This is a genomic window from Bradyrhizobium genomosp. I (2014) (genome assembly GCF_000261685.1).
Classification (GTDB): domain Bacteria; phylum Pseudomonadota; class Alphaproteobacteria; order Rhizobiales; family Xanthobacteraceae; genus Bradyrhizobium.
Window position 1 is genome coordinate 1 of record NZ_AJQE01000384.1, and the last position, 4,891, is coordinate 4,891.

Sequence of the window (4,891 nt, forward strand, 5' to 3'; positions counted from 1 at the left end):
GAACTTGCCGATCTCCTGGTCGCCGTTTGCCGAAATTGCGCCGACCTGGGCGATCTCGTCGTTCGAGGTGACCTTCTTGGAGTTCTTCTGAAGGTCCGCAACCACAGCCTCGACCGCAAGGTCGATACCGCGTTTGAGGTCCATCGGGTTCATACCGGCGGCAACCGACTTGGCGCCTTCTCGCACAATCGCAGCGGCCAGGACGGTCGCGGTGGTGGTACCGTCGCCAGCAGCATCCGCAGCCTTCGAAGCGACCTCACGCACCATCTGGGCACCCATGTTCTCGAACTTGTCGTCGAGCTCGATCTCCTTGGCGACGGCAACGCCGTCCTTGGTAATTCGAGGTGCGCCGAACGACTTGTCGAGCACGACGTTGCGGCCTTTCGGACCGAGCGTGACCTGCACGGCGTTGGCGAGAATGTCGACACCGCGCAGCATACGGTCCCGCGCGTTTACTCCGAACTTCACTTCTTTGGCTGACATAGAAAATTCCTTCAGTCCCTATTAAGTCATCCTTTGGCGCGCCCGATGGGCTCTCCTCAGGAGGGGTGAGCTTTGCTGTGAATTAGGCGGCTTTCTTCTTGGAGAAGACATCGGTGAGAACACCCATCACGTCGCTCTCCTTCATAATCAACAGGTCTTGCCCATCGATCTTGACCTCGGTGCCGGACCACTTGCCAAACAGCACGCGATCACCGACTTCGATGTCGATCGGAATTAGCTTGCCGCTATCATCGTGGCCGCCCGGGCCAACTGCAATGACTTCGCCCTGCGATGGCTTTTCTTTGGCTGTGTCGGGGATGATGATGCCGCCGGCGGTCTTCTCTTCTGCGTCGATACGCTTGACCACGACGCGGTCGTGAAGCGGACGGAATTTCATAGAGGTCTCCTGAGCGTCTGAACAAGTTGGAGTTAAGCACAATGTGACAAGCAGCCCGTAGCAAGAGTCAGGCCAGAAATGCGCTAAGCGATCTGCCCTTCCAGTTCCGCTGAAGCATTCAGCGGCTGCGCGTGTGTTGTCCAGAAACAAACGCGTAGAGGTGCACCAGCCCGCCCGCTGTCGTGAAAATGACATTGCGTTTCTTCGAATACTGCTTTGATCCCGGGAACACTTCAACGCTGCTCCGGGGGCCGTTGGACAGTTCGAAAGACTGCGCGTGTTGGCGGCGGTGCCGGCATTGCACGTGATCGCCTGACGGCACCATCTAGCAGCTGTGGCGGACAAAGCGTGCGGTCCACAAGCGGTGTCCAGCGGCGGCGCTCAAACCCTATTGAATTCACCCTGGTCATCGTGCCGGCAGCACTTGAAGAAATTTGCACGCGCCGCGAAAGCTTGATTGCGCCGGACATCGCGTACCGCTGTGCTTTCACGGTTGCGTTCCTCGCCTGCGTTTCCGAGGAAGAGAGTGCCGGGAGCTACTATCTGAGATGGCGGCCATGAGCCGAGAGCGCGCATTTTTGCGCAATTGTCATCGAGATGAGGGGCTGTTGCTATGCACGAGGGGCCACTCTGCTCGGCACGTGCCATAAATCATATCCGGCAGGTGGCGCTTGAACCAAGGCGTTCTTTCGGCTGGCAAAAAGCCAAGACGGCGATCTGACTCACTGAGGCCGCATTTTCCGGCGATAGGGTCGAGAATTGCATCGCGAGGTGCTCGATAGACTCCCTCCTTTTGATGTCGATGGCATCCAAACAGCTGTCGAGGATCGAAGGGATTGGCGGATTTAAGAGCAATATACCTTGATATACGTTGTGCAGCTGCTTCCGGCGTGTGATCGACTTCCAAGTCAAAATTCATCCGATCTCCGCGCACCATGGAAGAGCATCTGTGTCGTCCGTAGAAGTACATCAGCACATCGTCTCACTTCTGCAGAAGCCGAATCCGGTCATCCTGGATATTGGCTGCAATGATGGGACTGATACGCAAAAGTTCCTCGAGCTGTGCCCGCAACCCGAGCTTTACTGCTTTGAGCCGGACCCCCGAGCGATCGCGCGCTTCAAGAAGAAGCTCGGTCCATCCCTCAATAAGGTGAAGCTGCTAGAAATTGCCATCAGTGACCGAAACGGGACGATCGACTTCCATCCGAGTAATGCAGATGGGGATGCGAAAGATTGGGACCTGTCCGGTTCAATACGCCGCCCAAAGAATCATCTTACCGAGTATGATTGGGTCCGGTTTGATCGGCCTGTCTCGGTTGAAACACGGCGGCTTGACGACTGGTGCAGCGAAGCCAAATTGGACGGAGTCGATTTCATCTGGATGGACGTTCAGGGAGCCGAAGCCGACGTTATCGCCGGCGGTATGCGGACCTTGAGCAACACGCGCTTTATCTACACCGAATATAGTGATCGCGAGCTCTACGAAGGGCAGTTGAGCCTGCAAGCCATTCTTAGCTTATTGCCATCATTTGAAGTGGCGGCTCACTATCCGCGCGCAGTGGAAGGTGATGTATTGCTCAGGAATACGCGTGTCTAGCAGCTACTCATATCTAGCGTCTCATTCATGCCGCGCCTGATCAACGGACTCTGTGATGGCCGCACCCGCACAACGGTGATCGTCAAGGCGGGCGGCTATCGTTAGCCCGATTGGTGTGCGGTTTCGGGCCGGCGTGAGCGCCAGCCGGTCCGTAGGGTGCGGCCAGCGCCATGGCAGTCAGCGGGTCCATCCGATCCTGAGGAGCTAAGGCCGTGGCGCCGTGGCGCTGCCGTGGCGATCGGACAGCCGATGTAGCAGCAAGGCGTTCGCACATTCATGACGCCGCTTCGTCGGTTCCGCTCTACCGGCAGTCGCCAGGATCTACTGCCGATCACGCCAATCCATCGCGCGGCCTCGTCGGCGCGCCCCAAACCGGGTCTAGCTTGCTAATGTCACTCCATCCCAACGGCAGAGGGCTGGCTGTATTGGAGGGCTGACATGGGTCTCTTCAGCCGGAAGATGGCCGGTTAGGCGATGCGCGATCTCATGCGGCCGCAGCGTCTCTTCCGCGCCGTCGATGCCGATCCGCCAGCAGCGGCCAAGAGCCAGATTGATCCATCATTCCGATGGAGGTGCACGGTACGCTTCACATCAATGTCGTACTGCCCTTGCCAGTGTCGGCGTGCCGCATCGATAAGCGGCAAGGTCGAGTGCCAGGATATTGCGCCGTGCAGTGCTGCACCGTGCGCCCAGGCGGCACAGCCCGCGAGAGTCGAGCCCCGTCGCTCGGTGATTTGGAAAGTTCGTCGGTTGAACCGCGAGCCGTTGCGCAGAAATTCAGGTAGATCCCGCTCGGCACGTCAATGATCGGGCAGGGGCGTAGAGGCTCAAAAAACATCGCCGTGTTTGGATGACGAACGAATGGTCCAGGATACGAGGTTTCGTTTTGAAGGAGGGAGAGCCCAGTAGTGTCTTTGTTCACATTGAAACAAGGTCGCCACGTCCTCAGCAGCAGACCACATCATGACGCCGGTCCGGTAATCCATTCGCGTGGCCTGTTGCCCGCGCCTGATCCCCTTACTTCATGGAAAGCCGGGCTGTATTGCAGTTCCGAGCAGGGCGAGGCCAGCACTCTGAAGCGTTCCCTCGTTTAAAGCTGCGTGCTGGGCAACCACGAAGCTGTCGCACATGGCGCGTGCTAGATTGCTGCTGGTATAGAGCGCCTCAGTTCCAGCAAGACCGCTCGAGATCCTGCAGACCTCAGCGCCCTGCCGCGCGGCGTTCGTCGCGGCGAGCCGCACTTGCATCGTCGTGCTCAGATTTACCTCGCCCGTGAGCGCTTGCTTCCACAGCTCTTCCGTGGCCTCGTAAAAGAAGGAACGAGCGGAACGTAGCATGGATTCGGCTTTGGCGATTTCAAGTTGGACATAGCCGCGCTGAGCCATCACGGGCGCTCCAGTGATCGAGGCGCGGCTTCCGGCCATGGCGATCACCTCGTCTATTGCGGCTCGCGCAATCCCGATGCCGACGATCGCATGCGCTTGCGCAGCGAAAGCGACGGACGGATAACGATAGATCGGCCCATCAAGTGTCACCGGACCGCCGCGGATCAAGGTCCATTGCTCTGGCACAATGACGTCGCTGACGACAACGTCGTGGCTTCCGGTGCCTCGCAGTCCGATGACGTCCCAATTGGGCCGGATTGTAACCTTCTCTGCCGGAATCACCGCTACACGCGGGAGGTCTCCGGCCGGATCGTCTTCCAGTGTTATACCAACTCCTATCAAATCCGCCCCGGGCGAGCCGCTAGCGAATGGCCACACGCCGTTCACGACAAATCCGTCGGCGCATCGCCTGGCGGGCTGGAGCGGGAAGAGCGCACCCGCCAATACGACGTCAGGTCCATTGGCGTACACTTTTCGAAGCGTGTCGTCCGGAAGAGCAGCGAGGTAGCGAGCTCCATCCCCGAAGCTGGCGACCCAACCGGCGGATCCGTCGGCCTCGGAGATGCGCTCGATCTGGCGGCAAAATTCGGCTGGTGTTCGCTCCTCGCCGCCGAATCGCTTCGCGACCATAGCCCGATAGATGCCGATGCGCCTGAAGCCGTCGATGATCTCTTTTGGAATTTCCTGCGCGGGGCCAAACTCGTTGCGACGCGCACGGATCTCGACAAGTAGCGGCGACAGATTATCCCAGGTCGCAGCCGCGGTGTGGGATTCGGGACATTGCTTTTCGGGTGAAGCGTTCATAAATCGTCCTCCGCGTCTTGTGCCGATCATGGTCGCGCGTCATTCATGGACTGCGCACGGGGCGAAACTGGGTGATACCATACCGGCGGGAGGACATTCTCAGAGTTGTCGCAGTTGATATCGCTTGCATGTGATTGCGCACGGTAGCTTCCCAATTTACGGGCCGGGAAGCTAGACTGAGATGGAGCTGTTGCCGTTGCATGGAGGCTGGCCGGCAAAACAGCC

Annotated in this window: 4 protein-coding genes; 1 reads left to right on the forward strand and 3 read right to left on the reverse strand. The window is 58.7% G+C overall.

Going from position 1 to position 4,891, the window contains the following annotated elements; genetic code table 11:
- Together IC50_RS33780 and IC50_RS33785 are read right to left on the reverse strand one after the other, a co-directional pair.
- Window positions 1–483 (reverse strand): TCP-1/cpn60 chaperonin family protein (locus IC50_RS33780; protein WP_277996267.1); only part of this gene is annotated, 483 nt, incomplete at its 3' end.
- An 82-nt stretch (window positions 484–565) separates the two neighbouring features.
- The gene (locus IC50_RS33785; RefSeq protein WP_011084856.1) at window positions 566–880 is read right to left on the reverse strand and encodes a co-chaperone GroES; all 315 of its coding nucleotides are present in this window, start codon (window positions 878–880) and stop codon (window positions 566–568) included.
- Between the two features lie 949 nt (window positions 881–1,829).
- Here IC50_RS33785 and IC50_RS33790 point away from each other — a divergent pair.
- A complete protein-coding gene (locus IC50_RS33790) occupies window positions 1,830–2,477 on the forward strand; it encodes an FkbM family methyltransferase (RefSeq protein WP_028144322.1) in 648 nt (215 codons plus the stop codon).
- Between the two features lie 1,022 nt (window positions 2,478–3,499).
- On the opposite strand, the gene IC50_RS33795 is transcribed toward IC50_RS33790, so the two are convergent.
- A complete protein-coding gene (locus tag IC50_RS33795) occupies window positions 3,500–4,666 on the reverse strand; it encodes a flavin-dependent monooxygenase (RefSeq protein WP_035715546.1) in 1,167 nt (388 codons plus the stop codon).
- Between the last annotated feature and the right edge of the window lie 225 nt (window positions 4,667–4,891).